Raw genomic sequence first — 26,394 nt, 5'->3', positions numbered from 1 at the left:
GTGACGGAGGGTGCCTGTTGCGGCGGTGGCTGCAGAGCAAAGGGAGATGCGAAGGGCCATGGAGGCGCGTGGGATAGTTGCGCTGCGTGCTGGTTGGCGCGGCTTCTGCGACGGGTCTGCAGGCCAGCCGCTGAGGCGGGGCGTGCAGCGCGGCGGAGCGAGTTCGAAGCGACTAGTAGAATTCCAAAGTCTGTCCGCCAATTAATGATCAAGGCAGGAAATGGCCACCACCAACGACCTCAAGAACGGCCTGGTACTCAACCTCGACGGCGAGCTCTGGGCCGTCGTCGAGTTCCAGCACGTCAAGCCCGGTAAGGGCGGTGCGTTCGTGCGTACCACGCTGAAGAACGTGCTGTCCGGCAAGGTGGTCGACAAGACCTTCAACGCGGGCACCAAGGTCGACACCGCCACCGTCGACAAGCGCACCATGCAATACCTGTACGCCGACGGCGAGGACTACGTCTTCATGGATCTGGAGACGTACGACCAGATCACCGTGCCCGGCGGGACCGTCGGCGAGGCCGCCAACTACCTCCTCCCCGAGGCCGAGGCGACCGTCGCGACCCACGAGGGCGTGCCGCTCTACATCGAGCTGCCGACCTCCGTCGTGCTGGAGATCACCTACACCGAGCCGGGTCTGCAGGGCGACCGGTCGACCGGCGGTAACAAGCCGGCCACCGTCGAGACCGGCGCGACGGTCCAGGTGCCGCTCTTCATCACCACCGGCGAGAAGATCAAGGTCGACACCCGCGACGGCCGTTACCTCGGCCGCGCCTGATGGCCGAGGGTGCCAAGCAGCAGATGCCGGCGCGCCGCAAGGCGCGCAAGCGGGCGCTGGACGTGCTCTTCGAGGCCGACCTGCGGGACCGGCCGCCGGTGGAGGTGCTGGCCGGCTACCTCGAGCGGATCGAGAAGCCCCACCCGGAGCACCTGGGCTACGCGGTGAGCCTGGTCGAGGGCGTCGCGGCGCACCTCGACCGGATCGACGAGCTGATCGCCAGCTACGCCGAGGGCTGGACGCTGGAACGGATGCCGGCGGTCGACCGTAACCTGGCCCGGATCGCGGTCTACGAGCTGCTCTACGTCGACGAGATCGACGACGCGGTGGCGATCAGCGAGGCCGTCGAGCTGGCCCGGCAGATGTCGACCGACGACTCGCCCCGCTTCCTCAACGGCATCCTCGGCCGGATCGCCGAGTACGCCACCCGCTGAGCGGCGTCCGTCGCGTCACACCGATACCGGAAGGGCCCGTGCCATCGGCACGGGCCCTTCCGGTATGACAGCGGTCAGTTCGCGAAGAACGCGCGCGGGTCGGCGACCAGCACACCGTGCTCGGTGAGCCGCTCGATCAGACCCGACGGCGAGGCGTCGTAGACGATCGCGAGGGCGCGCAGGTCGTCGGCGCGGATGGAGAGCACCCGGCCGTTGTAGTCGCCGCGCTGCTGCTGGATGGCGCGGGCGTACCGGGCGACGTAGGCGAGGTCCTCGGAGGCCTCGTCGTAGAGCCGCTCCAGGTCCAGGACGATCTTGCTGGTGGGCTCGTGGCGCACCCCGCTGCCGTCGGGCAGCAGCTCCGAGACGGGAACACGGTAGAACTCGGCCAGTTCCGCCAGGCGGGACACGGTGACGGCGCGGTCGCCACGCTCGTACGAGCCGACCACCACGGCCTTCCACCGCCCGTTCGACTTCTCCTCCACACCCTGCAGGGACAGACCCTGCTGCTGGCGGATGGAGCGCAGGCGGGCGCCCAGCGACTTGGCGTATTCAGAGGGCATTCGGACACTCCCAGTGCTGCTCGGGGTTCACCCAGCTATCGCTACGGAGCGTGACGGTACGGGGATTGCGACACCTGGTCAAGTGCTCGTGACCTTCCCGTCGGGGAGCGTGGGCGGGGTTATCCGCATTTCTGCCGCCCTGACCTGGGGATCAGTACCGGCGACGGCCGGCCCGGTGACCGCTGGTAACGTGGCGTGAAGCCCGGTCCGGGCCCGCGTGGCCCGCCCGGAAGACCAGACGTCCTTTAACGACCCGTCCCGTGAGGCGGGGAAGGAGGTCCGCCGTGGCCTGCCCACCGGCTGCCCAGTCGTCGCCGCCGCGACAACCCTCGGTGAAGGTGATCCTCGCCGCACCGGACGTGTCGCGGGTGGTCGACCGCATCGCCCACCAGATCCTGGAGAAGACCCAGGGCGCCGCCGACACCGTTTTGCTCGGCATCCCCACCCGGGGGGTCCCGCTCGCGAGGCGCCTCGCCGCCCGGATCAGCACCTTCGAGGACGTGACCGTCCCGGTCGGTGTGCTCGACATCACTCTCTACCGTGACGACCTGCGCCGGCAGGCCACCCGCGCGGTCGGCCCCACCGAGCTGCCCAGCGGCGGGATCGACGGCCGGCGGGTGATCCTGGTCGACGACGTGCTCTTCTCCGGCCGTACCGTGCGGGCCGCCCTCGACGCGCTCGGCGACGTCGGGCGCCCGGCCTCCGTGCAGCTCGCCGTCCTGGTCGACCGAGGCCACCGCCAGTTGCCGATCCGGGCCGACTACGTCGGCAAGAACATTCCGACCGCGCTGGCCGAGAACGTGAAGGTCACCCTCGCCGAGACCGACGGCGCCGACGAGGTCCGGCTGTACCCGGGAGTTGCCGCATGATCCGCCACCTGCTCTCCGGGGCCGACCTGGACGCCGCCACCGCCACCCAGATCCTGGACACCGCGGCCGAGATGGCCACCGTCGCCGGCCGCGAGGTCAAGAAGCTGCCCGCGCTGCGCGGTCGGACCGTGGTGAACCTCTTCTACGAGGATTCCACCCGGACCCGGATCTCGTTCGAGGCGGCCGCCAAGCGGCTCAGCGCCGACGTGATCAACTTTTCGGCCAAGGGCTCCAGCGTCGCCAAGGGCGAGAGCCTGAAGGACACCGCCCTCACCCTCCAGGCCATGGGGGCCGACGCGGTGGTCGTCCGGCACCCCGCCTCCGGGGCCCCGCACCGGCTGGCCAACTGGGTGGACGGGTCGGTGGTCAACGCCGGCGACGGCACCCACGAGCACCCCACCCAGGCGTTGCTCGACGCGTACACGATGCGCTCCCGGCTGGGCCGCCTCGCCGGCCTGCACGTGGCGATCGTCGGCGACGTACTGCACTCCCGGGTGGCCCGCTCCAACGTGCTGCTGCTGTCCACCCTCGGCGCCAAGGTCACCCTGGTCGGCCCACCCACCCTCATCCCGGTCGACATTTCGCAGGCGCTCGCGCCCGGCACCGACGTCTCGTACGACCTCGACGCCGTTCTACCCGGTGTGGACGTGGTGATGATGCTGCGGGTGCAGCGGGAGCGGATGGGCGACTCCTACTTCCCGTCGGCCCGCGAGTACGCCCGCCGCTACGGGCTGGACGGGCCGCGCCTGCGCCGGCTGCCCGAGCACGCGATCGTCATGCACCCCGGCCCGATGAACCGGGGCATGGAGATCGCGCCCGAGGTCGCCGACTCGCCCCGCTCCACCATCGTCGAACAGGTCGCCAACGGAGTCTCCGTGCGGATGGCCGTGCTCTATCTGCTGCTCGGAGGGAACAACCGGTGACCGCGTACCTGATCAAAAACGTGAGCGTCGTCGGCGCCGCGCCGACCGACCTGCTGATCCGCGACGGCGTCGTGGCCGAGGCCGGCGTGGGGCTGACCGCGCCGGACGCCACGGTGCTCGACGCCACCGGCCTGGTCGCCCTGCCCGGCCTGGTTGACCTGCACACCCACCTGCGCGAGCCCGGCCGGGAGGACGCCGAGACCGTCGAGTCCGGCTCCCGGGCGGCGGCGCTCGGCGGCTACACCGCCGTCTGCGCGATGGCCAACACCTCCCCGGTCGCCGACACCGCCGGCGTGGTGGAGCAGGTCTGGCGGCTCGGCCGGGAGGCCGGGCTGGTCGACGTGCAGCCGATCGGCGCGGTCACCGTCGGCCTGGCCGGCGAGCGCCTGGCCGAGCTGGGCGCGATGGCCGACTCGGCGGCCCACGTACGGATCTTCTCCGACGACGGGCACTGCGTCGCCGATCCGAAGCTGATGCGCCGGGCCCTGGAGTACGTGAAGGCGTTCGACGGCGTCATCGCCCAGCACGCCGAGGAGCCCCGGCTGACCGAGGGCGCCCAGATGCACGAGGGCGAGGTCTCCACCCGGCTCGGGCTGACCGGCTGGCCGGCGGTCGCCGAGGAGGCGATCATCGCCCGCGACGTGCTGCTGGCCGAGCACGTCGGCAGCCGGCTGCACATCTGCCACGTCTCCACCGCCGGCAGCGTGGAGGTGCTGCGGCACGCCAAGGCGCGCGGGGTGCGGGTGACCGCCGAGGTGACCCCGCACCACCTCCTGCTCACCGACGAGGTCGTGAGCGGGAGCAGTGAGCTTGCGGACAACTGGAGCCCGACGGCTCCCTACGACCCGGTCTTCAAGGTCAACCCGCCGCTGCGCACCGCCGGTGACGTCGCCGCGCTGCGCACCGCCCTCGCGGAGGGCGTGATCGACATCATCGCCACCGACCACGCCCCGCACGCCGTGGAGGACAAGGAGTGCGAGTGGGCGTACGCCCGGCCGGGCATGCTCGGCCTGGAGACGGCACTCTCCATCGCGCTGGACGTGCTCGGCCCGCAGTGGGATCTGATCGCCGAGCGGATGTCCCGCACCCCGGCCCGGATCGCCGGGCTGGACGGGCACGGTGTCGACCCCGCCCCCGGCGTGCCGGCCAACCTGACCCTGGTCGACCCGGCCGCCCGCCGCGTCATCGAGCCGGCGGAACTGGCCAGTCGTAGTCGCAACACCCCGTACGCCCGCATGACGCTGCCGGGTCGCATCGTGGCGACCTTCCTGCGCGGCGAGCCGACGGTCCTCGACGGAAAGGCTGTCAAGTAATGGTGAAGCGCAGGCCCGCGATCCTCGTCCTCGAGGACGGGCGCACGTTCCACGGCGAGGCGTACGGCAGCGTCGGGGAGACCTTCGGCGAGGCGGTCTTCAACACCGGCATGACCGGCTACCAGGAGACCCTCACCGACCCGTCGTACCACCGGCAGGTGGTGGTGCAGACCGCGCCGCACATCGGCAACACCGGCGTCAACGGCGAGGACGACGAGTCGTCCCGGATCTGGGTCGCCGGGTACGTGGTCCGCGATCCGGCCCGGATCAGCTCCAACTGGCGGGCCACCGGCGGCCTGGAGGACCGGCTCGCCGCGGAGGGCGTGGTCGGCATCAGCGGGGTGGACACCCGGGCGCTCACCCGCCACCTGCGCGACCGGGGCGCGATGCGGGTCGGCATCTCCAGCGTCGAGGACGACCCGCGCGCCCTGCTCGACCGGGTACGCCGGTCGCCGCAGATGGTCGGCGCGGACCTCTCCACCGAGGTGACCACCGCCGAGCCGTACGTGGTGCCGGCGCAGGGCGAGCACCGGTTCACCGTGGCCGCGCTCGACCTGGGCATCAAGCGCAGCGTGGCCCGTCGGCTGGCCGCGCGTGGGGTGACCACCCACGTGCTGCCCGTCACCGCCACCATCGAGGACGTGCTGGCCACCGGCGCCGACGCGGTCTTCTTCTCGCCCGGCCCGGGCGACCCGGCCACCGCCGACGGTCCGGTCGCGCTGGCCCGGGAGGTGCTCACCCGGCGGATCCCGCTCTTCGGTATCTGCTTCGGCAGTCAGATCCTCGGCCGGGCGCTCGGCTTCGGCACCTACAAGCTCGACTACGGCCACCGCGGCATCAACCAGCCGGTGCTCGACCGGGCCACCGGCAGGGTCGAGGTGACCAGCCACAACCACGGCTTCGCGGTGCAGGTGCCGGGAGTGGCGGCGGGCGCGGTGGTCCCGAACCAGGTGGTCGACACCGAGTTCGGCGGCGTCCAGGTGTCGCACGTCTGCCTCAACGACAACGTGGTCGAGGGGCTGCGGGCCAAGGACGTGCCCGCCCTCGCCGTTCAGTACCACCCGGAGGCGGCGGCCGGCCCGCACGACGCGGACTACCTCTTCGACCGATTCGCCGAACTCATCGAAGGCGGCAAGAATGCCTAAGCGCACCGACCTCAAGCACGTCCTGGTGATCGGCTCCGGGCCGATCGTGATCGGGCAGGCCTGCGAGTTCGACTACTCCGGCACCCAGGCCTGCCGGGTGCTACGCAGCGAGGGGATCCGGGTCAGCCTGGTCAACTCCAACCCGGCGACGATCATGACGGACCCCGAGTTCGCCGACGCCACGTACGTCGAGCCGATCACCCCGGAGTTCGTCGAGCTGGTCATCGCCAAGGAGCGCCCCGACGCGCTGCTGCCGACCCTGGGCGGGCAGACCGCGCTGAACACCGCGGTCGCCCTGCACGAGGCCGGCGTGCTGGAGAAGTACGGCGTCGAGCTGATCGGCGCCAACATCGACGCGATCCGGCGCGGCGAGGACCGGCAGCTGTTCAAGGACATCGTGGCCCAGGCCGGCGCTCGGATCGGCCTCGAGGACCCGTCCGCGCTGGTGCCGCGCTCGCGGGTCTGCCACTCGATGGACGAGGTCCGGGCCACCGCCGGCGAGCTGGGCCTGCCGGTGGTGATCCGCCCGTCGTACACCATGGGTGGCCTCGGCTCCGGCATGGCGCACACCGAGGCGGACCTGGAGCGGATCGCCGGCGCCGGCCTGGCCGCCAGCCCCGTGCACGAGGTGCTCATCGAGGAGAGCGTGCTCGGCTGGAAGGAGTACGAGCTCGAACTCATGCGCGACCGCCACGACAACGTGGTGGTGGTCTGCTCGATCGAGAACGTCGACCCGATGGGCGTACACACCGGCGACAGCGTCACCGTCGCCCCGGCGATGACCCTGACCGACCGGGAGTACCAGCGGCTGCGTGACCTCGGCATCGCGGTGCTGCGGGAGGTCGGGGTGGACACCGGGGGCTGCAACATCCAGTTCGCGGTGAACCCGGCCGACGGCCGGATCGTCGTGATCGAGATGAACCCGCGGGTGTCCCGCTCCTCGGCGCTGGCGTCGAAGGCCACCGGCTTCCCGATCGCCAAGATCGCCGCGAAGCTGGCCATCGGCTACACCCTGGACGAGATCCCCAACGACATCACCCGCAAGACCCCGGCCGCGTTCGAGCCGACCCTGGACTACGTGGTGGTGAAGATCCCCCGGTTCGCGTTCGAGAAGTTCCCCGGCGCCGACCCGGAGCTGACCACCACGATGAAGTCGGTCGGCGAGGCGATGAGCCTCGGCCGTAACTTCACCGAGGCGTTGAACAAGGCGATGCGCTCGATGGAGACGAAGGCCGGCGGGTTCTGGAGTGCGCCGGATCCGCGCGGCGCGACGAAGGAGAACACCCTCGCCGCGCTACGCATGCCGCACGACGGTCGGCTCTACACCGTCGAGCGGGCGCTGCGGCTCGGCGCCTCGATCGCCGAGGTCGTCGCGGCGTCCGGCGGAATGGACCCGTGGTTCGTGGACCAGATCGCCGCGTTGGTCGAGCTGCGTGCCGAGATCGTCGACGCCCCGGTGCTCGACGCCGACCTGCTGCGCCGGGCCAAGCGGGCCGGCCTCTCCGACCGGCAGCTCGCCGCGCTCCGCCCCGAATTGGCCGCCGAGGACGGCGTCCGCACGCTGCGCCACCGGTTGGGCGTACGCCCGGTCTACAAGACGGTGGACACCTGCGCCGCCGAGTTCGAGGCGACGACTCCCTACCACTACTCGACGTACGACCAGGAGACCGAGGTGGCGCCCTCGGCGCGGCCCAAGGTCCTCATCCTGGGCTCCGGGCCGAACCGGATCGGGCAGGGCATCGAGTTCGACTACTCCTGCGTGCACGCCGTCATGGCGCTCCGGGAGGTGGGCTACGAGACGGTGATGGTCAACTGCAACCCGGAGACCGTCTCCACCGACTACGACACCGCCGACCGGCTCTACTTCGAGCCGCTGACCTTCGAGGACGTGCTGGAGGTCTGGCACGCCGAGGACTCGTCCGGCCGGGCGGCCGGCGGGCCGGGCGTGGTCGGGGTCATCGTGCAGCTCGGCGGGCAGACCCCGCTCGGCCTGGCCCAGCGGCTCAAGGACGCGGGCGTGCCGGTGGTCGGCACCTCGCCGGAGTCGATCCACCTGGCCGAGGAGCGTGGCGCGTTCGGCGCGGTGCTGGCCCGGGCCGGGCTGCGTGCCCCGGCGCACGGCATGGCCACCTCGTTCGACGAGGCGAAGGCGATCGCCGACGAGATCGGCTACCCGGTGCTGGTCCGCCCGTCGTACGTGCTCGGCGGCCGGGGCATGGAGATCGTCTACGACGACGCGACCCTGCGCGAGTACATCGCTCGGGCCACCGACATCTCGCCCGACCGCCCGGTACTGGTCGACCACTTCCTCGACGACGCCATCGAGATCGACGTGGACGCGCTCTGCGACGCCGACGGCGAGGTCTACCTCGGCGGCGTGATGGAGCACATCGAGGAGGCCGGCATCCACTCCGGCGACTCGTCCTGCGCGCTGCCGCCGATCACCCTGGCCGGCTCCCACCTGGCCCAGGTGCGCCGCTACACCGAGGAGATCGCCCACGGTGTCGGCGTGCGCGGCCTGCTCAACGTCCAGTACGCCCTCAAGGACGACGTGCTGTACGTGCTGGAGGCGAACCCGCGGGCGTCCCGGACGGTCCCGTTCGTCTCCAAGGCCACCGCGGTGCCGCTGGCCAAGGCGGCGGCCCGGATCGCGCTCGGCGCCACCATCGCCGAGCTGCGGGCCGAGGGGATGTTGCCGGCCGACGGGGACGGCGGCACCATGCCGGCCGACGCCCCGATCGCGGTCAAGGAGGCGGTGCTGCCGTTCAAGCGCTTCCGCACCCCGGCCGGCAAGGGCATCGACGTGCTGCTCGGCCCGGAGATGAAGTCCACCGGCGAGGTGATGGGCATCGACATCGGCTTCGGCCAGGCCTTCGCCAAGTCGCAGGCGGCGGCGTACGGGTCGCTGCCGACCGCCGGGAAGATCTTCGTCTCGGTGGCCAACCGGGACAAGCGGGCCATGATCTTCCCGATCAAGCGACTGGCGGACCTCGGCTTCGAGATCGTGGCCACCAGCGGCACCGCCGAGGTGCTGCGCCGGCACGGCATCGCCTGCGAGCAGATCCGCAAGCACTACGAGTCGGGCGCCGGCGCGGACGCCGTGTCGCTGATCCTCGGCGGCGACGTGGCACTGGTGTTGAACACCCCGCAGGGCTCCGGGGCGAGCGCCCGCTCCGACGGCTACGAGATCCGCAGCGCCGCCGTCACGGCGGACATCCCCTGCATCACCACGGTCCCCGGTGCCGCCGCCGCCGTCATGGGCATCGAGGCGAGGATCCGCGGCGACCTCCACGTCCGCCCCCTCCAAGCCCTCCACGCCGCCCTCCGGGCCGCCCAGTGACCCCCGGGCTCTCGTCGATCATGAAGTTGTTGCCGGCTGCCTCGGCGTGTCGTGACAACAACTTCATGATCAACCCCCGGGTCGGGGTCGGGGAGGGCGAGCGTGATCTTTGAGCGGGTGGTGCGGCCTTGGCTCTTCCGCATCCGGGGTGGGGACGCGGAGGGGGCGCATGAGTGGACCCTCGAACGGCTCGCCGGGGTGTCCCGGCGGCCGGCCGTGCTCGCGGGGCTGCGGGCGCGGTACTTCCGGCGGGCGCCGCGCACGGTGTTCGGGGTGGACTTTCCGAACCCGGTCGGGCTGGCGGCCGGGATGGACAAGAACGGCGTCGCACTGCCGGCCTGGCCGGCGCTCGGCTTCGGCTTCGTCGAGGTGGGCACCGTCACCGCGTACGCCCAGCCGGGCAACCCACGGCCCCGGCTGTTCCGGCTGCGCGACAGCGAGGCCGTGGTCAACCGGATGGGCTTCAACAACGCCGGCGCCGAGGCCCTCGCGGCCCGGCTGGCGGCACTGCCGCGCCCGATTGGCGTACCGCTGGGCATCTCGCTCGGCAAGTCCAAAGTGACCCCGCTGGACGAGGCGGTCGAGGACTATCTGGCCTCCTATCGGGCGCTGAAGGAACACGGCGACTACTTCGCGGTCAACGTCTCCTCGCCGAACACCCCGGGCCTGCGGTCCCTACAGGACCGGTCGCATCTGGACGCGCTGCTCGCCGCGCTGGTGGGGGAGAAGCCGGTGCTGGTGAAGATCGCCCCTGACCTCACCGAACCGGCCATCGCCGAGCTGCTGGAGGTCTGCCTCGACCGCGGCGCGGCCGGGGTGATCGCCACCAACACCACCCTGGCCCGGGACGGGCTCGCCCCGGCCGACCGGGCGCGGGGCGCGGAGAGCGGTGGCCTGTCCGGCCGCCCGCTGGCCGGCCGCGCCCGGGAGGTCGTCGCCTTCGTGCACCGGGAGACCGGCGGCCGGCTGCCGGTGGTCGGGGTCGGCGGCATCATCGACCCGGACGACGCGGCCCGGATGTTCGACGCCGGCGCAAGCCTGGTCCAGCTCTACACCGGCTTCATCTACCGGGGACCGGCCCTGGTCCGGTCGGTCGCCAGGGCAGCCGCCGGGAAGCGTTGAGCGGCGGCGGGCCGCCCCCGACCGGGCCGCGCCACCGCGAGGACACGAAGGAGCAGCACGCGTGACACCCGAGGAGATCCTCGCCGCCGATCGTCGGCACGTCTGGCACCCGTACGCGGCGTTGCCGCCGGCCAGCCCGCCCTATCCGGTGGAGAGCGCCGAGGGCGTACGGCTGCGGCTGGCCGACGGCCGGGAACTGGTCGACGGGATGTCGTCCTGGTGGGCGGCGATCCACGGCTACCGGCACCCGGTGCTGGACGCCGCCGTCACCGACCAGCTCGGCCGGATGAGCCACGTGATGTTCGGCGGCCTCACCCACGAGCCCGCGGTACGCCTGGCCCGGACCCTCGTCGAGCTGGCCCCGGACGGACTGGAGCACGTCTTCCTGGCCGACTCCGGCTCGGTCAGCGTGGAGGTCGCGGTGAAGATGTGCCTGCAGTACCAGCGGGCCATCGGGCGGCCGGAGCGGCGCCGGTTGGGCACCTGGCGGGGCGGCTACCACGGTGACACCTTCCACCCGATGAGCGTCTGCGACCCGGAGGGTGGCATGCACCACCTCTGGGGGGACCTGCTGCCCCGGCAGGTCTTCGCGCCGGTGCCGCCGGGCGGCTTCGACACCCCGCCCGACCCGGCGTACGAGGCGGCCCTGGTGGACGCGGTGGAGCGGCACGCCGACGAGCTGGCCGCGGTGATCGTGGAGCCGGTGGTCCAGGGCGCCGGCGGGATGCGCTTCCACCACCCGCACTACCTGCGCGTGCTGCGCGAGGTGACCCGGGCGCACGGCGTCCTGCTGATCTTCGACGAGATCGCCACCGGCTTCGGCCGAACCGGGACCATGTTCGCCGCCGAGCACGCCGGGGTGGCCCCGGACGTGCTCTGCGTCGGCAAGGCGCTCACCGGCGGCTACCTCACCATGGCCGCCGCGCTCTGCACGCCCGAGGTGGCCCGCGGCATCTCCGTCGACGGGGTGCTCGCGCACGGCCCCACCTTCATGGGCAACCCGCTCGCCTGCGCGGTCGCCAACGCCTCGCTGGGCCTGCTGGCGGCCGGAGAGTGGGCCGGGCAGGTGGCGAGGATCTCCGACGGGCTGCGGGCCGGCCTGGAGCCGCTGCGCGACGCCCCCGGGGTGGCCGACGTCCGCGTACTCGGTGCGATCGGCGTGGTCCAGCTCGACCACGAGGTGGACCTCCCGCGGGCGACCGCCGCCGCCGTCGCACAGGGCGTGTGGCTGCGCCCGTTCCGCGACCTCGTCTACACCATGCCGCCGTACGTCACCGATCCGGCCGACGTGGCGCGGATCGTGGCCGGGGTCGAGGCGGCGGTCAAGGCCGGCTGAGCCGGCGCAGCAACCGTCCCGTCCCCGGGGGCCGGTGACGGAACGACCGTCGGTCTCCGACGGCGGCAGGGCCGACGACGTACCCGTCGACGCGGCAGCGCGGCGCGACGCCGCGCGAAAAGAGGGAGAAAGTTGCGATGGAGAGTTTCGGCGTCCGCCTGCACCGTGCCGTGGCCGAGCGGGGACCGCTCTGCGTGGGCATCGATCCGCATCCCGGGCTGCTGGCCCGTTGGGGGCTCACGGACGACGTCGACGGCCTCGACCGGTTCAGCCGGGCGGTGGTGGAGGCGCTCGGTGACCGGGTCGCGGTTGTCAAGCCCCAGTCGGCCTTTTTCGAGCGTTTTGGATCGCGGGGCATCGCGGTCCTTGAGTCAACTATCCGACAGTTGCGAAATGCCGGCACACTCGTCCTGCTCGACGTCAAGCGCGGAGATATCGGGTCGACGGTCGCCGCGTACGCTTCGGCGTATCTCGACCCATCCAGTCCGCTCTATGTCGACGCGGTGACGGCGAGCCCGTACCTCGGGGTCGGCTCGCTGGCGCCGATGTTCGATCTGGCCGCCGCGCACGGTGGCGGGGTCTTCGTCCTGGCGCTCACCTCCAACCCGGAGGGCCCCGCCGTGCAGCGCGCCGTAGGGGTCGACGGGCGGACCGTGGCGCAGACCGTCATCGACGAGATTTCCCAGCTCAATCGGGGTGCCGAGCCGCTGGGCAGCTTCGGGCTGGTGGTCGGCGCGACGATCGGCGACACCGGCCACGACCTGTCCGCGGTGAACGGTCCGCTCCTCGCCCCGGGGCTGGGCGCGCAGGGCGCCACGGCCGCGGACCTGCGTACCGTGTTCGGCTCCAGCCTGCCCGCGGTGCTGCCGTCGTACTCCCGGGAGGTGCTGCTGGCCGGGCCCGACCCGGCCGCACTGCGGGCCGCCGCCGAGCGGGCGCTGGCCGACTGCCGGACCGCCCTGACCGTGGTGACTGACTGACGGCTCGGTCACTTTCCGATGATCTTCGCGCGCCCACGTTGCCGAAAACTCCGTTGAACGCTAGTTTTCCCCGCGCTGGGAACCACGGACCCCTTTGGTTGCCAGCGACACCACGTTTCACAGAAGCGGCGGTGCCTACCGTCCGCCGCGTTTAGGGACCTGAGGAGAACTGGTGCCGCTCCCGTCATTGACCCCCGAGCAGCGCGCTGCCGCGCTGGAGAAGGCCGCGGAGATCCGCAAGGCCCGTGCCAAGCTGAAGGAGGACCTCAAGCAGGGCAAGACCAGCCTCGCCACCGTCCTTGAGCAGGCCGAGGCCAACGACGTCGTCGGCAAGCTGAAGGTGTCGGCCGTTCTGCAGGCGATGCCGGGCATCGGCAAGATCCGGGCCACCCAGATCATGGAGAAGCTCAAGATCGCCGACAGCCGTCGCCTGCGTGGCCTGGGCGAGCAGCAGCGCAAGGCTCTGCTTGGAGAGTTCGCCGCCAACTGAACGCCGCACCGTGTAGAAACAAGCGGTGAGCACGGATGACGAGGCGCGCCCGGCGGCTCGGCTCACTGTCCTGACCGGACCTTCGGGTGCCGGCCGGCGCAGTGTCGTCGAGCAGGTCCGGGCGCGTTCTCCGTCGGTGTGGGTGCCCGTGGCAGCCACCACCCGAGCACCCCGCCCCGGCGAGGTCGACGGCGTCGACCGGCTCTTCCTCGAGGCGGCCGAGTTCGACCGGATGGTCGGCGCGGACGAACTGCTGGAGTGGTGCCGGATCGGCCCGTATCGGCGTGGTGTGCCGCGGGCGGGCGTCCGGGCCCGGCTCGCCGAGAGCCGGCCGGTGCTGCTCCCGCTGGACCTGCCCGGCGCGCTCGCCGTCCGGTCCGCGGTGCCGGACGCGGAGCTGGTGCTGCTCGCCCCGCCGTCGTATCGGCCGGATCCGGCCGTCGCGGCCGCCGTCGCACACACCGTGGTGCACGACCGCACCGAGCGCGCGGTGGAGCAACTGGTAGGCTTGCTCGGTTCTTGCTTCCTGGCTCCGGCCCAACCGGGTTTGAACGGTTGAGAGAGCACCGCCTCGCGGCGGTGCACGAGACGCAGAGGTTATTTCGTGGGATCCATCGCCACCAACCCCGAGGGCATCACCAATCCGCCGATCGACGAGCTCCTCGAGAAGACGACCTCGAAGTACGCTCTGGTGATCTTCGCCGCCAAGCGCGCACGCCAGGTCAACGCCTACTACAGCCAGCTCGGTGAGGGTCTGCTGGAGTACGTCGGCCCGCTCGTGGAGACCACTCCGCAGGAGAAGCCGCTCTCCATCGCCATGCGCGAGATCAACGCGGGTCTGCTCACCGCCGAGCCGACCGACCAGCCGTAGCTCCGTCCCCGTCGATGTCCGCCGAGATCGTCCTCGGGGTCGGCGGTGGCATCGCCGCCTACAAGGCGTGTGAGCTGCTCCGGCTCTTCACCGAGTCGGGCCACCGGGTGCGGGTCGTGCCGACCGCGTCGGCGCTCCGCTTCGTCGGGGCGCCGACCTGGGCCGCGCTCTCCGGCCAGCCGGTCGCCGACGACGTGTGGTCGGACGTGCACGAGGTGCCGCACGTTCGGCTCGGCCAGCATGCCGACCTGGTCGTCGTGGCCCCCACGACCGCCGACCTGCTCGCCAAGGCCGCCCACGGCCTCGCCGACGACCTGCTCACCAACACCCTGCTGACCGCCCGCTGCCCGGTCGTGCTCGCCCCGGCCATGCACACCGAGATGTGGGAGCACCCCGCCACCGTCGCCAACGTGGCGACCCTGCGGTCCCGGGGCGCCCTGGTGATCGAGCCGGCCGTCGGGCGGCTCACCGGCAAGGACACCGGCAAGGGGCGGCTGCCCGACCCGGCGGAGATCTTCGCGGTCGCCCGCCGGGCCCTGTCCCGGGGCGCTGCCGCCCCGGCCGACCTGGCCGGCCGCCACGTGGTGGTCACCGCCGGCGGCACCCGTGAGCCGCTCGACCCGGTGCGCTTCCTGGGCAACCGTTCGTCGGGCAAGCAGGGGTACGCGTTCGCCCGCGCCGCCGTCGCCCGGGGTGCCCGGGTCACCCTGGTCTCGGCCAACGTCGCGCTCGCCGACCCGGCCGGCGTCGACCTGGTACGGGTGGGCACCACCGAGGAACTGCGCACGGCGACCCTGGCGGCGGCCGCGGCGGCGGACGCCGTGGTGATGGCCGCCGCCCCCGCCGATTTCCGCCCGGCCACGTACGCGTCAGGTAAGATCAAGAAGGCGGAGGACGGCAGCGCGCCCACCATCGAGCTGGTCACCAACCCGGACATCGCCGCCGAGCTGGGGCAGCGTCGCCGGCCCGGGCAGGTGCTGGTGGTCTTCGCCGCCGAGACCGGAGACGCCGAGGCCAACGGTCGGGCCAAGCTCGCCCGAAAGCGGGCCGACCTCATCGTGATCAACGAGGTGGGCGTGGACAAGGTTTTCGGCGCCGAGACCAACGCCGCCACCGTGCTCGGGGCGGACGGTTCGGTGCACCGGCTGCCCGAGCAGCCCAAGGAGGACCTGGCCGACGCCGTCTGGGACCTCGTGGTCGCTCGACTGAATGAGCAAACCTGACGGTTGGCACCTTCCGTTCCCGGGGTCACGCTGGGAGCACGGTGACTAAACTGCCGCCGAGCGACCTTCCCAAAAGTTTTCACATGCTTAGGAGTGCCGTGACACGTCTCTTCACGTCCGAATCGGTCACGGAAGGCCACCCGGACAAGATCGCCGACCAGATCAGTGACGGCATCCTCGACGCGCTGCTCGCCCAGGACCCGCACAGCCGCGTCGCGGTCGAGACCCTGATCACCACCGGCCAGGTGCACGTCGCCGGTGAGGTCACCACCAAGGCGTACGCCGACATCCCGACCATCGTCCGGGACACGATCCTGGGCATCGGATACGACTCGTCGAAGAAGGGCTTCGACGGCGCGTCCTGCGGCGTCAGCGTCTCCATCGGCTCCCAGTCGCCCGACATCGCCCAAGGCGTGGACAACGCCTTCGAGCTGCGTACCGGCTCGTCGGAGAGCGCGCTGGACGCCCAGGGCGCCGGCGACCAGGGCATGATGTTCGGCTTCGCCTGCTCCGAGACGCCCGAGCTGATGCCGCTGCCGATCGCGCTCGCCCACCGGCTGGCCCGTCGCCTCGCCGCGGTGCGCAAGGACGGCAGCGTCCCCTACCTGCGGCCGGACGGCAAGACCCAGGTGACCATCGAGTACGACGGGCTGCGCCCGGTCCGGCTCGACACCGTCGTGGTCTCCAGCCAGCACGCCGCGGACATCTCGCTCGACTCGCTGCTCACTCCGGACATCCGCGACCACGTGATCGCCCCGGAGCTGGAGGGCCTCGGCCTGGCCGTCGACGGCTATCGGCTGCTGGTCAACCCGACCGGGCGGTTCGAGATCGGCGGTCCGATGGGCGACGCCGGCCTCACCGGCCGGAAGATCATCGTCGACACCTACGGTGGGTACGCCCGGCACGGCGGCGGCGCGTTCTCCGGCAAGGACCCGTCGAAGGTGGACCGTTCCGCCGCGTACGCGATGCGCTGGGTGGCCAAGAACGTGGTCGCCGCCGGCCTGGCCGAGCGGTGCGAGGCGCAGGTCGCGTACGCGATCGGCAAGGCGCACCCGGTCAGCCTCTTCATCGAGACCTTCGGCACCGAGACCGTGTCGGTCGCCTCGATCGAGAAGGCCGTCGCCGAGGTGTTCGACCTGCGCCCGGCCGCGATCATCCGGGACCTCAACCTGCTCCGTCCGATCTACCAGCAGACCGCCGCGTACGGCCACTTCGGCCGTGAGCTGCCGGACCTGACCTGGGAGAGCACCGACCGGGCCGCCGACCTCAAGTCGGCCGCGGGAGCCTGACCGGCACCAGGCGCAGCGACCGGCGTCCCGCCGACGGGTCGCCGGTCGCTCGCGTCTGCGTGGATCTGCCCCTGGCCCACCTCGACCGCCCGTTCGACTACCTGGTTCCCGCCGAGTTGGACGCCCAGGCGTTGCCCGGGGTGCGGGTGAAGGTCCGCTTCGCCGGCCAGCTCGTCGACGGCTGGTTGCTGGAGCGCGTCGAAGAGTCCGGCCACCCCCGGCTGGCGTACCTGGAGAAGGTCGTCTCGTCGGTGCCGGCGCTGGCGCCCGAGGTGGCCCGGTTGGCCCGGGCGGTCGCCGACCGGTACGCCGGCAGCCTCGCCGACGTGCTCCGGCTGGCCGTCCCGCCCCGGCACGCCCGGGTGGAGAAGGAGCCGACAGTCGCCGCCGACCCGACGGCCGCCGCTGACCCGGCCGCCGCCGTCGACCCGCGCGGGTGGCGGGACTACCCGTTCGGGCCGGCCTTGCTGCGCGCGCTCACCGACGGGCGGGCCGCCCGCGCGGTCTGGTCGGCCCTGCCCGGTGAGGACTGGGCCGCCCGGTACGCCGACGCGGTGGCCGCCACCGTGGCCGGCGGCCGAGGCGCACTGGTCGTGGTGGCCGACGCTCGCGACCTGGACCGCCTCGACGCCGCCCTGACCCACGTCCTCGGGCCGGGCCGGCACGTCTGCCTCTCCGCCGCGCTCGGCCCCGCCCGGCGCTACCGGGCCTTCCTCGCCGCCCGGCGTGGGGAGGTGCCCGTGGTGATCGGCACCCGGGCCGCGATGTTCGCCCCGGTCGACCGGCTCGGCCTCGTGGCGATCTGGGACGATGGCGACGACCTGCACGCCGAACCCCGGGCGCCCTACCCGCACGCCCGGGAGGTGCTGCTCACCCGGGCCCAGCTCGACGAGGCGGCGGCCCTGGTCGGTGGGTACGCCCGCACTGCCGAGGCGCAGCTGCTGGTGGAGACCCGTTGGGCCCAGGAGGTGATCGCCGACCGGGCGACCGTACGGGCCCGGGTGCCGGCGATCGCGCCGACCGGGGACGACCCACAGCTGGCCCGCGACCCCGGTGCCGCCTCGGCCCGGCTGCCCAGCCTGGCCTGGACCACCGCCCGGGACGCGCTCCGCGCCGACCTGCCGGTGCTGGTGCAGGTGCCCCGGCGCGGCTACCTGCCCTCGACCGCCTGCGCCGACTGCCGGGCGCCGGCCCGCTGCCCGCACTGCGCCGGGCCCCTCGCCGTGCCCGCCGTCGACGGGGCGCCGACCTGTCGCTGGTGCGGTCGGATCGCCGCCGCGTACGCCTGTCCGGAGTGCGGCGGGCGGCGGCTGCGCGCCGCGGTGACCGGTGCCCGGCGGACCGCCGAGGAGTTGGGCCGGGCCTTTCCCGGCGTGCCGGTCCGCACCTCCGGCCGCGAGGAGATGCTGAGCGCGGTGCCGGCCGGCGCCGGGCTGGTGGTCGCCACCCCGGGCGCCGAGCCGGTCGCCGACGGCGGCTACGGGGCGGTGCTGCTGCTCGACTCGTGGGCCCTGCTCACCCGGGCCGACCTGCGGGCCGGGGAGGAGGCGCTGCGCCGCTGGCTGGCCGCCGCCGCGCTGGCCCGGCCCGGCGCGGCGGGCGGCCGGGTGGTGGTGGTCGCCGACGGCGGCCTCGCGCCGGTGCAGGCGCTGCTGCGCTGGGACGCCCCCTGGTTCGCCGCCCGGGAACTGGGCGAACGGCGCGAGCTGGGCTTCCCGCCGGCGGTCCGGATGGCCAGCGTGACCGGCCTGCCGGACGCGGTGGCCGACCTGCTCGCCGGGGCCCGGCTGCCCGACGACGCCGAGGTGCTCGGTCCGGTCCCCGCCGACGAGGGGCGGGAGCGGATGCTGGTCCGGGTCCCCCGGGCCCGGGCCGCCGCCCTCGCCGAGGCGCTGCACACCGCCGCCGGGCGGCGCAGCGCCCGCAAGGCCGCCGAGCCGGTACGCCTCCAGGTCGACCCCCTCAGCCTCTTCTGACCGGCCCGCGCCCCGCCCGAACGGTTGCCGGCCGGGCTGAGCAGCGTGTTGTCGCACACCTCGTCCGGCAAATGGGTGGAAGCCGCGTGATAGCATCGCCCGTCATGTCGGGGCGCACGACGGCCGGATTTCTCGCCGGCCGGTGCACCGAATCGCTGATGTCAACCAGCCGGTGAGCAGGGATGGATCACTCGTGACCGTTCGTGAATCGATCGTCTTCAACGGTGACCTCGGCAGCGGCAAGAGCACCGTTTCCGTCGAGATCGCCAAGCGACTGGGCCTGCGCCGGGTCAGCGTCGGCGACCTCTACCGGCAGATGGCTCAGGAGCGGCAGATGACCGCCCTCCAGCTCAACCTGCACGCCGAGCTGGACCAGGCCGTCGACGGGTACGTCGACCAGCTCCAGCGGGACATCGCGGCCTCCGGCGAGCGGCTGGTCATGGACTCCCGGCTGGCCTGGCACTTCTTCACCCACGCGCTCAAGGTGCACATGATCACCGAGCCGGCCGAGGCGGCCCGGCGGGTGCTGGCCCGCCCGTCCGGCCCGGCCGAGAGCTACACCTCCCTCGAGGAGGCGAAGATCAAGCTCAAGGAGCGCAGCGAGAGCGAGCGTGGCCGGTTCATCGTCCGGTACGGCGTGGACAAAGCCCTGCTGCGCAACTACGACCTGATCTGCGACACCACCCGGGCCACCCCGGAGCAGGTGATCCAGCACATCGTCGACGTCTACGAGGGGAGCCTCGGCGCGGACGTGCTGGGCGAGGCCCCGCCGCTGCTGCTGCTCGACCCGGCCCGGGTCTACCCGACCGAGGACGTCACCACCCTCCGCGGCCTCTGGAACTCCGAGTTCGTGGGCGACGTGGCCGAGGCCGGCGACGAGGGTCTGACCCCACTGACCATCGGCTACACCGGTGAATATTTCTTCGTGGTCGACGGGCACCGGCGGCTCAGCGCCGCCCTGCAGAGCGGTTTTCCGCTGGTCCCCGCCCGGCTCGTCGGCGAGGTGGACGAGCCGGTGGTCGGCGGGATGAGCGCCGTCGACTACTTCGCCGCCCAGGCCCGCCCCAGCGTGATCCACGACTGGGCGGTCGCGCACGGCATCGAGCTCCCGCTGCCCGAGCACGCCCTGTTCGGCGGCGACGCGGTGCTCGCGGGTGACCCGGGTGCCGGCGCTTGAGCCGAGCGCCCTGGCCGGGTGACGTGTCGCCGGGCACCGATAGCGGTACGCCGGCCGGGGCGGCCGGGGTGACTCCGTAGACTGGTGCGACACCGCTCGTTCCAGACAAGGAGCCACCCCGCGTGACCGTTCAGCCCATCCGTCTGTTCGGGGACCCGGTGCTGCGTACGCCGGCCGACCCGGTGGTCGACTTCGACACCGAGCTGCGCAGGCTGATCACCGACCTGACCGACACCATGCGGGAGCAGGGCGGAGCCGGCCTGGCCGCGCCGCAGCTCGGAGTGGGCCTGCGGGTGTTCACCTTCGACGTGGACGACGTCGTCGGGCACTTGGTCAACCCGGTGCTGGAGTTCCCCGACGAGGAGGAGCAGGACGGCCCCGAGGGGTGCCTCTCCATCCCCGGGCTCTACTTCGACACTAAGCGCCGGCAGAACGTCATCGCCAAGGGCTTCAACGGCTACGGCGACCCGATGCAGATCGTCGGCACCGGCTTGATGGCCCGGTGCGTGCAGCACGAGACCGACCACCTCGACGGGGTGCTCTTCGTCGATCGGCTGGATTTGGCCGGCCGGAAGGCGGCCATGAAGGCGATCCGCCAGGCCGAGTGGTACGACCCGGCCACCCCGCCGACGGTCAAGCTCAACCCGCACGCCGCCGGTAACCCGTTCGGCCTGGGGCGGTGACCGGGTGCGTCTGATCTTCGCCGGCACGCCGGCCGTCGCCGTTCCCGCCCTGGACGCCATCGCCGCGTCCGGTCACGAGTTGCTGGCCGTGGTGACCCGTCCCGACGCACCGGCCGGCCGGGGGCGGGGCCTGGTCCGTTCGGCGGTCGGCGCGTGGGCCGACGCGCACGGCGTCGAGGTGCTCACCCCGGCGCGGCCCCGCGAGCCCGAGTTCCTGGACCGGCTCCGCGAGTTGGCCCCGGACTGCGTGCCGGTGGTCGCCTACGGCGCGCTGGTGCCGCCGGTGGCGCTGGAGATCCCCCGACACGGCTGGATCAACCTGCACTTCTCGCTGCTGCCCGCCTGGCGCGGCGCCGCTCCCGTGCAGCAGGCCGTGCTGCACGGCGACGAGCTGACCGGTGCCAGCGTCTTCCAGTTGGAGGAGGGGCTGGACACCGGCCCGGTGTACGGCACGGTCACCGACGAGATTCACGCCACCGACACCTCCGGCGACCTGTTGGAGCGGCTCGCCCGGTCGGGCTCGGGGCTGCTGGTGGCCGTTCTCGACGCGCTGGAGGCCGGCACCGTTCGGGCCGAGCCGCAACCCGCCGACGGGGTGTCCCTCGCGCCCAAACTGACCGTCGAGGACGCCCGGGTGCGCTGGGGCGACCCGGCGTTCGCGGTCGACCGCCGGATCCGTGCCTGCACCCCGGCCCCCGGCCCGTGGACCACGTTCCGTGGCGATCGGGTGAAGCTCGGTCCGGTCATCCCGGTGCCCGACGGCCCCGAGGTGAAGCCCGGCGAGCTGCTGGTCGAGAAGTCTCGGGTGCTCGCGGGCACCGCCACCGTCCCGGTGCGCCTCGGCGAGGTGCGGGCGGCCGGCAAGAAGGCCATGTCGGCGAGCGACTGGGCGCGCGGCGTCCGGGTCGCCGCCGGGGAGGAGTTCGCGTGACCGGGCCGTCGACACCCAGGGCCGAGTCGTCCTCCGACGACCCGAGAGGCCCGCGGTACGGCCGGGGCGATCGCCCCGGCCAGCGAGGGGAACGGCCCGCGCGGGGCGACCGGTTCGGCGCCGACCGGCGCGGCCGTGGCCCCGCTCGGCCCACCCTCGACCTGCCCCGACACGTCGCGTACCAGGCGATCGCGGCGGTGCACCGGGACGACGCGTACGCCAACCTGGTGCTGCCGGCGATGCTGCGCGACGAGGGGCTGACCGGGCGGGACGCCGCGTTCGCCACCGAGCTGACCTACGGCACGCTGCGTCACACCGGCACCCTCGACGCGATCATCACCGATGCGGCCGGCCGGGACGTGCAACGGATCGACCCGCCGGTGCGGGACGCGCTGCGGCTCGGGGCGTACCAGCTGCTGCACACCCGGGTGCCGGCGCACGCTGCGGTCTCGTCCACCGTGGACCTGGTCCGGGCCGTCGGCCCCGGGGCCACCGGCTTCGCCAACGCGGTGCTGCGCGAGGTGGCCACCCGCGACATCGACGGCTGGGTGGCGAAGCTCGCCCCGTCGGCCGAGACCGACCCGGTCGGCCACCTGGCCCTGGCGTACAGCCATCCGCAGTGGATCGTCCGGGCGTTCGCCGAGGCGCTCGGTGGCGATCTGGGCGAGACGGCACGGCTGCTCATCGAGGACAATGAGCGCCCGCCGGTGCACCTGTGCGCCCGCCCGGGCCTGGCCGATCCGGTGGAGTTGGCCGACGAGGTCGGCGGGGCGCCCGGCGCTTTCTCGCCGTACGCGGTCTACCTGTCCGGCGGGGCGCCGGGGGAGCTGTCCGCGGTGGCGCAGGGGCGCGCCCACGTCCAGGACGAGGGCTCCCAGTTGGTGGCGAACGTGCTGGCGACCGCGCCGCTGGACGGCCCGGACGGCCGCTGGCTTGACCTGTGCGCCGGCCCGGGCGGCAAGGCCGGCCTGCTCGGCGCGCTCGCCGCGCAGCGCGGCGCCCGGCTCACCGCGGTCGAGGTCGCCGAGCATCGGGCCCGGCTGGTCGCCAACGCCACCCGGGGCCTGCCGGTGACCGTGCTCAACACCGACGGGCGGACGGTCGGCGCCGACCCGAAGCTGCCGGAGGATCACTTCGACCGGGTGCTGGTCGACGCCCCGTGCACCGGGCTCGGCTCGCTGCGACGTCGGCCGGAGTCCCGCTGGCGTCGCCAGCCGTCCGATCTGCCGCCGCTGACCCGCCTGCAGCGGGAACTGCTCACCGCGGCGCTTCGCGCGGTCCGGCCGGGCGGGCTGGTCGCCTATGTCACCTGCTCGCCGCACACGGTGGAGACGCACGTGACGGTGACCGAGGCGGCCCGCCGGTGCGGTTTCGCCGTGGACTTCGTCGACGCCCGGCCGGTGCTGCCCGCCGGCATGCCGGGGCTGGGGGACGGGCCGACGGTGCAGTTGTGGCCGCAGCGGCACGGCACCGACGCGATGTTCCTGGCGCTGCTGCGCAGGGGCTGAGCCCGAACGCATCCCACACCCGCGACCCGGGGCAGGAGATCTGCCCCGGGTCGCGTCGTTGGTCCGCGGCCGGTACGACCGTTCCGCCGGCAGGTGCGAAAGAGGGCGAACGGCCACCGGTTGTGACACCCCGTTGACTTGTTAGATCGACGCGTGTCACTGTTTCGACCGCGGTTTGTCGCGTCGCCGGAGTCCGCCGTCGCGCCACCCCACCCCGCCGCGCCCCGCCGACCCCATGAGGAGTCCACATGAGACGCCGCACCCCGATCGCGGGCCTCGCGCTCGCCCTGTTCGCCGCCGTGACCGCGACCCTGGCCGGTGCCCCCGCCACCGCCGCGCCGATGGCCGTCGCCCCCGCCGCCGCGCCGCTGGCTGCCGCCCCCGCGTTGGCCGCCGCCGCACCGGACATCTCGGTGACAAACGTCCAGGCCCACCTGACCCAGCTCAACAGCATCGCCACCAGCAACGGCGGCACCCGGCGGGCCGGCTCGGCCGGCTACACCGCCTCGGTGAGCTACGTGAAGTCCAAGCTCCAGGCCGCCGGCTACACCGTCACCGAGCAGACCTGCACCAGCTGCACCTACCCGGCGAGCAACCTGATCGCCGAGTGGCCGCAGGGCCCCGCCGACCAGGTCATCATGTTCGGCGCACACCTGGACAGCGTCGCCGCCGGCCCGGGCATCAACGACAACGGCTCCGGCTCGGCCACCCTGCTGGAGAATGCGCTGGTGCTGGCGCAGCAGAACCCGACCATGACCCAGCGGGTCCGGTTCGCCTGGTGGAACGGCGAGGAGCAGGGCCTGCAGGGCTCGAAGTTCTACGTCAACTCGCTCAGCGCCACCCAGAAGGGCTACATCAAGGCGTACTACAACTTCGACATGGTCGCCTCACCCAACGGCGGCTACTTCATCAACCGGGTCACCTCGACCACGGCCGCGCCGCTCAAGGCGTACTGGGACTCGTTCGGCCTCCAGCCCGAGGAGAACACCGAGGGGCAGGGGCGCTCCGACGACTACTCCTTCGCCAACGCCGGCATCCCCACCTCGGGCTACGCGGCGGGCGCCAGCTACACCAAGACGTCCGCCCAGGCCAGCAAATGGGGCGGCACCGCCGGGGCAGCGTACGACTCCTGCTACCACAAGTCGTGTGACACCACCGCCAACATCAACGCGACCATCCTCGACCGCTCCGCCGACGGGGTCGCGTACACGATCTGGCAGCTCGCGGTCGGCGGTGGCACCGGCGGCTGCACCGCCGGGCAGCTCATCGGCAACAGCAGCTTCGACTCGGGCACCGCGCCGTGGACGGCGACGTCGGGCGTGATCACCAACTCGCAGGGCCAGCCGGCGCGGACCGGGTCGTACAAGGCGTGGCTGGACGGGTACGGCACCTCGCACACCGACACGCTGTCCCAGTCGGTGACCCTCCCGGCCGGGTGCTCCAGCTACACCCTGTCGTTCTGGCTGCACATCGACACGGCCGAGACGACCACGTCGACGGCGTACGACAAGCTGACCCTCCAGGTGGGCAGCACCACGCTGGCGACGTACTCGAACCTCAACGCCGCCACCGGCTACACCCAGCGCACCTTCAACCTGGCCTCGTACGCGGGGCAGACGGTGACCCTGAAGTGGACCGGTGTGGAGGACTCGTTGTTGCAGACCAGCTTCGTCATCGACGACGTGACGCTCCAGGTCGCCTGATCGAGCACGGGGTGGGGGCGGGCGGGCCGGAAGCGGCCACCCGCCCCGCCTCGGTCAGTTGATCGGCAGGCCCTTGCTGCCGGCACCCTTCAACGAGCGGGTCAGCGTCCGGTCCACCCAGAGAAAGCACTGCACCCCGCGGTCACCGTCGTCCCACTGCTCCTCGGCGGGGTGGTAGATGATCGTGCCGGCCCGGTACTGCATGTCGCTGTTGTTCGGCACCTTGACGTACGTCGCGATCAACGACCGGCACGCCTTGTGCGCCTGCGTGGAGTCGCGCTGGAACTGCGCGTACGTGAGGTCGGGGAAGGGGTGGATCCCGACGAACTCGGCGTGGTGCTTGGCGGTGCAGGCGACCGGGCGCATCTGCTCCACATCGTCCTTGCTGACCTTCGGGTTGAAGCAGCCGAGGGCCAGCGGGGACCCCGGCGCGAGGGCGTCGCGCAGGCTGGCGGTGCGCGCGGTGACGGTGACGTCGTCCAGGCCGTCCACCTCGAAGAGGTCACAACGGAACCAGTGGGCCCCGCCGCTCCAGGCCGGCTCCGACGGGAAGACGACGGAGAGCCCGAGCCGTCCCGAGCGCCAGTCGGCGCCGACTGCCTTGCTGACCTTCCGGTCGCACTCGGCGTGCGCGGTCCGCATCCCGGTCGAGCCGGGACGTGGGGGAGCGTCCCGACCGGCGTCCTTGCCGGTCAGCGTGCCCACGTGCAGCGTCTCGGCGCGGTGCGAGGTGGCGCAGTCGATCGGGGCGTAGCCGCTGAGGTAGCCGACGTCCTGGATCGTGGCGTGACAGACCCCCGCCGCCGGCACGAAGGCCTCGGCGACCGGGAAGGCGGGCCAGTCGTCGGTCAGGTCCCGGTCCACCCCGGCCGGCACCACGCCGCACCCGGCGAGTGCCAGGGCCGTGCCCACGGCGACCGCTGTCCACCAACGCCGCATCGCCCACCGACCTCCCCGTCGTCGTGGTCGCGTTTGCACCTCACGCTACGGGCGTGCAGCATACGTCACCGAGCGGTGCCGCGCTGCGGGCGACCGAGGACGCATTCGTACACTGGCCCCGTGACCGTACCGCCGCCGATCGTCGCCCCCAGCATCCTGGCCGCCGATTTCGCCCGCCTCGCCGACGAGGTCCGTGCCGTCGAGCACGCCGCCGACTGGTTGCACGTCGACGTCATGGACAACCACTTCGTGCCGAACCTGACCATCGGGCTGCCGGTGGTGCAGAGCCTGCGGGCGGCGACCGAGTTGCCGTTCGACGTGCACCTCATGATCGAGGACCCGCGCCGCTGGGCCCCCGGGTACGCCGACGCCGGGGCGTACAACGTCACGTTCCACGCCGAGGCGTGCGACGACCCGGTGGCCCTCGCGAAGGACCTCCGCTCGGCCGGGGCGAAGGCGGGGCTGGCGATCGACCGGGACACCCCGATCGAGCCGTACCTGGAGCTGCTGCCCAGCTTCGACACGCTGCTGATCATGACGATCAAGGCCGGCTTCGGTGGGCAGCGGTTCATCCCGCAACTGCTGGACAAGGTGCGCGCCGCCCGGCGGCACGTCGACAGCGGCCACCTGGAACTGCGGATCGAGGTCGACGGCGGGATCGCCGCCGACACCATCGAGCAGGCCGCAGCGGCGGGTGCCGACGCCTTCGTCGCCGGCACCGCGGTCTACGGTGCCGACGATCCCGCCGAGGCGGTACGCCACCTGCGGGCCCTGGCGGAACGCGCGGCATCCGGGGCCTGA

Annotated in this window: 24 protein-coding genes; 22 read left to right on the top strand and 2 right to left on the bottom strand. The window is 72.6% G+C overall.

The window, feature by feature from the left end:
- Positions 1–220: 220 nt before the first annotated feature.
- Both efp and nusB read left to right on the top strand, forming a co-directional pair.
- On the top strand, positions 221–778 hold the full coding sequence (efp, locus tag AB0C02_RS19305) for an elongation factor P (protein ID WP_357549718.1): 558 nt from the start codon (positions 221–223) through the stop codon (positions 776–778).
- Positions 779–801: 23 nt separating this feature from the next.
- Positions 802–1,212 (top strand): transcription antitermination factor NusB, encoded by a 411-nt coding sequence (gene nusB, locus AB0C02_RS19300; RefSeq protein WP_357549759.1) that lies wholly within the window; start codon positions 802–804, stop codon positions 1,210–1,212.
- A gap of 74 nt (positions 1,213–1,286) precedes the next feature.
- On the opposite strand, the gene AB0C02_RS19295 is transcribed toward nusB, so the two are convergent.
- Positions 1,287–1,775: a transcriptional regulator gene (locus AB0C02_RS19295; protein WP_357549717.1), complete on the bottom strand. Its 489-nt coding sequence runs from the start codon at positions 1,773–1,775 to the stop codon at positions 1,287–1,289.
- A 284-nt stretch (positions 1,776–2,059) separates the two neighbouring features.
- On the opposite strand from AB0C02_RS19295, the gene pyrR reads away from it, so the two are divergent.
- The 19 genes from pyrR to AB0C02_RS19200 all read left to right on the top strand — a co-directional run bounded on the left by pyrR (position 2,060) and on the right by AB0C02_RS19200 (position 24,654).
- Entirely contained in the window at positions 2,060–2,644 is a 585-nt protein-coding gene (gene pyrR / locus AB0C02_RS19290) for a bifunctional pyr operon transcriptional regulator/uracil phosphoribosyltransferase PyrR (RefSeq protein ID WP_357549716.1), read from the top strand.
- A complete protein-coding gene (locus tag AB0C02_RS19285) occupies positions 2,641–3,567 on the top strand; it encodes an aspartate carbamoyltransferase catalytic subunit (protein ID WP_357549715.1) in 927 nt (308 codons plus the stop codon). The genes pyrR and AB0C02_RS19285 overlap by 4 nt, the downstream gene beginning before the upstream one ends.
- Positions 3,564–4,880, top strand: coding sequence for a dihydroorotase (locus tag AB0C02_RS19280; protein ID WP_357549714.1), 1,317 nt, complete (start codon positions 3,564–3,566; stop codon positions 4,878–4,880). The genes AB0C02_RS19285 and AB0C02_RS19280 overlap by 4 nt, the downstream gene beginning before the upstream one ends.
- Before the next feature lie 2 nt (positions 4,881–4,882).
- Entirely contained in the window at positions 4,883–6,025 is a 1,143-nt protein-coding gene (carA, locus tag AB0C02_RS19275) for a glutamine-hydrolyzing carbamoyl-phosphate synthase small subunit (RefSeq protein ID WP_357549758.1), read from the top strand.
- Complete coding sequence (gene carB, locus AB0C02_RS19270; RefSeq protein WP_357549713.1) at positions 6,018–9,365, top strand: carbamoyl-phosphate synthase large subunit; 3,348 nt, start codon at positions 6,018–6,020, stop codon at positions 9,363–9,365. The genes carA and carB overlap by 8 nt, the downstream gene beginning before the upstream one ends.
- Positions 9,366–9,467: 102 nt before the next feature.
- Entirely contained in the window at positions 9,468–10,487 is a 1,020-nt protein-coding gene (locus AB0C02_RS19265) for a quinone-dependent dihydroorotate dehydrogenase (protein WP_357549712.1), read from the top strand.
- A 61-nt stretch (positions 10,488–10,548) separates the two neighbouring features.
- Complete coding sequence (locus AB0C02_RS19260; protein ID WP_357549711.1) at positions 10,549–11,823, top strand: adenosylmethionine--8-amino-7-oxononanoate transaminase; 1,275 nt, start codon at positions 10,549–10,551, stop codon at positions 11,821–11,823.
- A gap of 137 nt (positions 11,824–11,960) precedes the next feature.
- Positions 11,961–12,803, top strand: coding sequence for an orotidine-5'-phosphate decarboxylase (gene pyrF, locus AB0C02_RS19255; RefSeq protein ID WP_357549710.1), 843 nt, complete (start codon positions 11,961–11,963; stop codon positions 12,801–12,803).
- A gap of 172 nt (positions 12,804–12,975) precedes the next feature.
- Entirely contained in the window at positions 12,976–13,293 is a 318-nt protein-coding gene (gene mihF / locus AB0C02_RS19250; RefSeq protein WP_357549709.1) for an integration host factor, actinobacterial type, read from the top strand.
- Positions 13,294–13,318: 25 nt separating this feature from the next.
- Positions 13,319–13,852: a guanylate kinase gene (locus AB0C02_RS19245; protein WP_357549708.1), complete on the top strand. Its 534-nt coding sequence runs from the start codon at positions 13,319–13,321 to the stop codon at positions 13,850–13,852.
- A gap of 45 nt (positions 13,853–13,897) precedes the next feature.
- A complete protein-coding gene (gene rpoZ / locus AB0C02_RS19240; protein WP_013285517.1) occupies positions 13,898–14,164 on the top strand; it encodes a DNA-directed RNA polymerase subunit omega in 267 nt (88 codons plus the stop codon).
- A gap of 14 nt (positions 14,165–14,178) precedes the next feature.
- A complete protein-coding gene (coaBC, locus tag AB0C02_RS19235; protein ID WP_357549707.1) occupies positions 14,179–15,387 on the top strand; it encodes a bifunctional phosphopantothenoylcysteine decarboxylase/phosphopantothenate--cysteine ligase CoaBC in 1,209 nt (402 codons plus the stop codon).
- A 98-nt stretch (positions 15,388–15,485) separates the two neighbouring features.
- Positions 15,486–16,676, top strand: coding sequence for a methionine adenosyltransferase (gene metK / locus AB0C02_RS19230; RefSeq protein WP_357549706.1), 1,191 nt, complete (start codon positions 15,486–15,488; stop codon positions 16,674–16,676).
- A 59-nt stretch (positions 16,677–16,735) separates the two neighbouring features.
- A complete protein-coding gene (locus AB0C02_RS19225) occupies positions 16,736–18,652 on the top strand; it encodes a primosomal protein N' (RefSeq protein WP_357549705.1) in 1,917 nt (638 codons plus the stop codon).
- Between the two features lie 193 nt (positions 18,653–18,845).
- The gene (locus AB0C02_RS19220) at positions 18,846–19,829 is read left to right on the top strand and encodes an AAA family ATPase (RefSeq protein ID WP_357549704.1); all 984 of its coding nucleotides are present in this window, start codon (positions 18,846–18,848) and stop codon (positions 19,827–19,829) included.
- 122 nt (positions 19,830–19,951) lie between these two features.
- Positions 19,952–20,512: a peptide deformylase gene (gene def, locus AB0C02_RS19215; RefSeq protein ID WP_357549703.1), complete on the top strand. Its 561-nt coding sequence runs from the start codon at positions 19,952–19,954 to the stop codon at positions 20,510–20,512.
- A 4-nt stretch (positions 20,513–20,516) separates the two neighbouring features.
- Entirely contained in the window at positions 20,517–21,443 is a 927-nt protein-coding gene (gene fmt / locus AB0C02_RS19210; RefSeq protein ID WP_357549702.1) for a methionyl-tRNA formyltransferase, read from the top strand.
- Positions 21,440–22,951: a transcription antitermination factor NusB gene (locus tag AB0C02_RS19205; protein ID WP_357549701.1), complete on the top strand. Its 1,512-nt coding sequence runs from the start codon at positions 21,440–21,442 to the stop codon at positions 22,949–22,951. Before fmt ends, AB0C02_RS19205 begins: the two co-directional genes overlap by 4 nt.
- 248 nt (positions 22,952–23,199) lie before the next feature.
- A complete protein-coding gene (locus AB0C02_RS19200) occupies positions 23,200–24,654 on the top strand; it encodes a M28 family metallopeptidase (RefSeq protein ID WP_357549700.1) in 1,455 nt (484 codons plus the stop codon).
- Between the two features lie 54 nt (positions 24,655–24,708).
- On the opposite strand, the gene AB0C02_RS19195 is transcribed toward AB0C02_RS19200, so the two are convergent.
- Positions 24,709–25,593 (bottom strand): septum formation family protein, encoded by an 885-nt coding sequence (locus AB0C02_RS19195; protein ID WP_357549699.1) that lies wholly within the window; start codon positions 25,591–25,593, stop codon positions 24,709–24,711.
- Between the two features lie 120 nt (positions 25,594–25,713).
- On the opposite strand from AB0C02_RS19195, the gene rpe reads away from it, so the two are divergent.
- The gene (gene rpe / locus AB0C02_RS19190; protein ID WP_357549698.1) at positions 25,714–26,394 is read left to right on the top strand and encodes a ribulose-phosphate 3-epimerase; all 681 of its coding nucleotides are present in this window, start codon (positions 25,714–25,716) and stop codon (positions 26,392–26,394) included.

Source organism: Micromonospora sp. NPDC048999 (assembly GCF_040649295.1).
Taxonomy (GTDB): domain Bacteria; phylum Actinomycetota; class Actinomycetes; order Mycobacteriales; family Micromonosporaceae; genus Micromonospora.
This window is presented reverse-complemented; position numbering and strand designations above follow the sequence as displayed.